Below are 4,916 nucleotides of genomic sequence, written 5' to 3'. Positions count from 1 at the left end.
GGCAGGACAGAGGGCGGCGCGAAGGAACGAGGCGGTTGCCACTGTCCGCTCTGCGTCTCGGCGTCTGACTCATGCCGGCCAATCTCAAACCCTACCGCGCCAAGCGCGAATTCTCCCGCACCCCCGAACCGGCAGGCACCCTGTCCGCCGGTGCCGGCAACCGCTTTGTCGTTCACAAGCACCACGCCACCGCCGACCATTACGATCTGCGCCTGGAAGTCGGCGGCGTGCTCAAAAGCTGGGCGGTGCCGCGCGGGCCCTCGCTCAATCCGGCCGACAAGCGCCTCGCCGTCGAGACCGAGGACCACCCGATCGAATATATCGATTTCGAGGGCGTCATCCCCGAGGGCGAATATGGCGGCGGGCCGATGATCGTTTGGGACACCGGTACCTGGGCGCCGATGGAGGATGTCGAGAAAAGCCTCAGGACCGGCGCGTTCAAGTTCCGGCTGGCCGGGCAAAAACTCAATGGCGGCTGGATGCTGACCCGGCTGAAGCCGAGGCCGGGCGAGGATGAGAACAAGAAGAACTGGCTGCTCTTCAAAGAGCGCGACCTCGCCTCCGATACAAAGCTCGACATTCTCGAGGCGCGCCCAGAAAGCGTGAAGACCGGCCGCCGCATCGAGGAACTGGCGGCGCCGCCGAGGAAGCGCGAGCGCCTGCCGCCGAAAGCCGGCTCGCTCAAACCGGGCGTGCTGCCCGGCGCAATTAGGGCTGAGCCACCCGCCCGCATCGAGCCGCAACTCGCCAGCCAGGTGCCTAAGCCGCCGGGCGGCACGAGCGTTGCCGAGGACACGGGCGAGCTCTGGTTGCATGAGATAAAGTTCGACGGCTACCGTACCATGGCACATGTCGTAGGCGGCGAGGTGCGGTTGATCACCCGCGGCGGCATCGACTGGACGAAACGCTATGGCGATCTGCCGCAGGCCTTTTCGCGGCTGCCGATCGGCCAAGCAATCATCGACGGCGAGATCATGGTGCTCGACGACAAGGGCATCTCGCGCTTCGCGCTGCTGCAGGACGCGCTGGCCGAGGGCGCCGCCTCCAAATTGCATTTCTACGCCTTCGACCTGCTCCATCTCGACGGCTGGGATCTGCGCAAGGTGCCGCTGCAGAAGCGCAAAGCCCTGCTCGCCGAGCTGCTCGCCGGTCAGCCCGCCAATTCCGCCATCCAGTACAGCGACCATGTCGAGGGCGACGGCCAGGGCCTGTACGATCAGGCTTCGGACCTTGGGCTGGAAGGTGTCGTCTCCAAGCGCGCCGATGCAATCTACCAGAGCGGCCGCACCAAGAACTGGACCAAGGCCAAGGCACAGAAGACGGACGATTTCGTCATCGCCGGCTATACCGTTTCCGACCAGGCGGAAGGGCTGGCGGCGCTCGGCATGGCTGAGTTCGAAAATGGTGAACTGCACTATCGCGGCAAGGTCGGCACCGGTTTCGATGCAGACATGGCGACGGACCTGCTCGCCCGTCTGGAGCGGCTGACCGCCGGCGCGACCCCGCCCGAAGGCGTGCCGCGCGAGATCATGCGCGAGATGCATTGGGTGAAGCCGCTGCTGTCGGCACGCGTCCGCTATTCGAACCGCACCGCCGATAATGCGATCCGGCACGGCGTCTTCCGCGGGTTGCGCGATATCGGCGGGCTGACCACGCCGGTGCCGGTCAAGCGAAAACGGCTGATCGCCGAATCCGACCTCGCCACCATCTGGGTCACCAATCCGGAGCGGCGGCTATTCGGTAGGACCGGGCCAACAAAACTCGACATCGCGGTGTATTACGCGCTGGTCGGCGATTTCATGCTGCCGCATATCATCGGCCGACCGGTGTCACTGGTGCGCTGCCCGACCGGCAAGCCGCAGGACTGCTTCTTCCAGCGCCACGCCTTCACCGGCATGCCGCCTTCGGTTGCTGTGTTCGAGTCGATCAATTCGGAAGGCGAGACAAAAACATATCTCTCGGTCGAGGACGCCAAGGGCTATCTGGCGCTGGCGCAATTCGGCGTGGTGGAATTCCATACCTGGGGCACGCACCGGTCAAAACTCGACAAGCCCGACCAGATCGTCTTCGATCTCGACCCGGGCGAAGGGATTTCCTGGCGCGAGGTGGTTGAAGCCGCGGTCCACATCAAGGCCGGGCTGGAGAGCCTGGGACTGGTGCCATTCGCCAAAACCTCCGGCGGCAAGGGCATCCACATCACCGTACCGGTGACGCGCAAGCAGAACTGGAAGAAGCTGCACCAGGCTTCGAGTGCGATTTCGACTTTGCTGGCGGCAAGCGCGCCCGACACCTTCACCACGACCATGGGCAAGGAAAACCGCAAGAAGCGCATCTTCATCGACTTCCACCGCAACGCTCGCGGTCACACCTCCGCCGCGCCCTATTCGCTGCGCGCCCGCACCAATCTGCCGGCCTCGACGCCGGTGAGCTGGACCGACCTGGAGACCATCGACGCGCCACAGGACCTGAATTACGCCTCGCTGCCGGGGCTGTTGGAGACATCTGGTGATCCCTGGGCAGAGATCGACGAGGCGGCGCGGGATTTGCCTGTGTTTGAGCGCTAGTTCCTCGCCCCAACATCGCGGGGGAGAGGAAAAGGGCGACGCCGTGTCCATCGACGCTTGCTACAATTTGAACTATTCTCCGCGCCAACCGCCCCGGAAAACACTTCGTCAGGAATTCGGCAGTACAATCAGGGGTCGGTGTAGGATTTCCACGGCGCTGATCGTCCTACGGACGAAGCGCTGCAAAGAGCATGGTCCTAAAATGGCCGGAACCGGTTTTGGACAAGACCATGCTCCAACATAGTGTCAGTGCATGGCCGCGTAGGAGTTCATCATGGCGCCCAGGGCAAGTTGGAAAGGTTACCTCAAGCTCAGCCTCGTCAGCTGTCCGGTCCGGCTTTACCCGGCCACCAGCGCGAGCGAGCGCATTTCGTTCAATCAGCTGCACAAGAAGACGCACAACCGCATCAACATGAAACCGGTCGATCCCGAGCTTGGCCTTGTCGAGCGTTCGGACCTCGTGCGCGGTTACGAGTACGAGGACAAGCAGTACATCATCATCGATGACGCCGACCTCGATGCGGTCCGGATCGAATCCAACCACACGATGAACATCGAGGCCTTCGTCGACGAGGACGAGGTCGACGTCATCTACCAGGACGCGCCCTATTACCTCGCGCCCGACGGCGCCATGGCGGAGGAAACCTTCGCGGTGCTGAGGGAAGCGATGCGCAAGTCCGGCAAGCTGGCGATCGCCCGCCTGGTGCTCTCCAGCCGCGAGCGCGTGGTGACGATCGGCCCGCGCGAGAACGGCATGTTCGTCTGCACCTTGAGAAATCCCAACGAAGTGCGCGGCACAGCTGAATATTTCGGCAACATTCCGGCCGGCAAGCCGGATCCGGAAATGCTCGAGCTAGCCCAGGCGTTGATAAAGCAGAAGGAAACCCACTTCGATCCGAAGAACTATGAGGATCGCTATGAGGTGGCCCTGATGGCGATGATTCGCGAGAAGCTGAAGGGCCACAAGCCGATCATCGCGGCCGCGCCCGAGCGCGGTAACGTCATCAACCTGATGGATGCGCTGAAGGCGAGCCTGTCGCAGCAGGCGAAACCCCCGGCCAAGTCGAAGAGCAAGGCCGAGGAAGCGCCGGCGAAGCCGTCCAAGAAGGCGGCCGCGGGCGGTGCGCCTGAGAACCCGCTGAAGGCGAACCTGTTGAAGGCTGTCGGCAAGAGCAAGAAGTGACGGGAAATGCTGGGCCAGTGATCGTTCCCGGCGCCGTCTTCGGCGTCATCGGCGCGCTGGCCGCCTTTCCATTGCGGCTCGCCGCGCGCGAGGTCGGGCGCCGCCATGCGGAGCTGAGGCGCGGCGTCACGCGCCGCACCACGCACGTCGTGTTCGGCCGCGCGCTTCTCGCCAAGGCGGCGAAATCCGGCGATGCCGAGATCGAGCGCCGCCTGAAGGCGGAGCGCGAAGCAGGCCGCCAACTCATCAGCGAGAACGGCTTCCTGCGCCTGCTTGGACTGATGAAGGCGCCCGATGCCTCGTCGCTCTCCAGGCAATCGCTGATCGACCAATCGCGGCTGGCGGGTGATGATCTCGACCTTCTGTCGCTGTTCGACGCCTTCGAGCATGACGGCGAACCCTATTCCTTCCGAGACCTGATCCTCGCGCGCAAATATGCCGGGCTGATCGCCAGCGGCGCCACTTGGGGCGCGATCGCGCGCTCGGTGCATCGCTCCGGCCCGGTCGCCTCGCTCACCGCCAAGTCGCTCAATCTCGGCTCGCAGCATGGCCGCCCGGATGCGATCTATCTCGACGAAGGCAGGAGCGAGCTCGACGGCCAGCTTTTGTTCGACCTCGGTTCACCCGAGGATGACACGCTGGAGGAATTGTTCGCCGAGGCCGAGATGACGGAAGAGGAGGGGCGCCACGACGATGCGGCCGCGCTCTACCAGCGTTGCCTGGCGATCGATCCCAAGGATGCGATTGCCGCCTTCAACCGCGCCAATTGCCTGCGCGGCGCCGGCCGGGTTGCCGAAGCCGCGCATGATTATGCCCGCGCGATAAAACTCGATCCGGGTTTCGTCGAAGCCTGGTTCAACCTCGCCGGCCTGATGAGCGACGAGGGCAGGGTGGCATCGGCGCGAAGGCACCTCCAGAAGGCTGTTGCGCTCGACAAGAGCTATGCCGATCCGGTGTTCAACCTCGCGCGCCTGGAGTTCGATGCGGGCAATCTGGCCGAGGCTCGCCGGCTGTGGGTGCGATATCTGGAGCTGGATGCGGTGTCCGAATGGGCGCGGACTGCGCAGAAGGGGATCCAGTTCGTGGATCTGCATATGGCGCGGACGGCGGGGTGAGAATGGTTGGCGGAGACGATCGCGACAGCCAATCTCTCCCCTTGTGGGGGAGAT

Annotated in this window: 3 protein-coding genes; all 3 read left to right on the top strand. The window is 64.0% G+C overall.

Annotated features, from left to right (window positions below; genetic code table 11):
* Positions 1-71: 71 nt before the first annotated feature.
* The 3 genes from ligD (at position 72) to LB552_RS29495 (ending at position 4,862) form a co-directional block, all read left to right on the top strand.
* Positions 72-2,564, top strand: a complete 2,493-nt coding sequence (gene ligD, locus LB552_RS29505) for a DNA ligase D (protein ID WP_224611710.1) — start codon at positions 72-74, stop codon at positions 2,562-2,564.
* A 274-nt stretch (positions 2,565-2,838) separates the two neighbouring features.
* Positions 2,839-3,747 (top strand): Ku protein, encoded by a 909-nt coding sequence (locus tag LB552_RS29500; RefSeq protein WP_095768347.1) that lies wholly within the window; start codon positions 2,839-2,841, stop codon positions 3,745-3,747.
* 17 nt (positions 3,748-3,764) lie between these two features.
* Positions 3,765-4,862, top strand: a complete 1,098-nt coding sequence (locus tag LB552_RS29495) for a tetratricopeptide repeat protein (RefSeq protein ID WP_411966418.1) — start codon at positions 3,765-3,767, stop codon at positions 4,860-4,862.
* The last annotated feature ends 54 nt before the right edge of the window (positions 4,863-4,916 follow it).

Source organism: Mesorhizobium sp. CA7 (assembly GCF_020165015.1).
GTDB lineage: Bacteria > Pseudomonadota > Alphaproteobacteria > Rhizobiales > Rhizobiaceae > Mesorhizobium.
The sequence above is the reverse complement of the archived record's forward strand: the minus strand, read 5'-3'. Positions and strand labels throughout refer to the sequence as shown.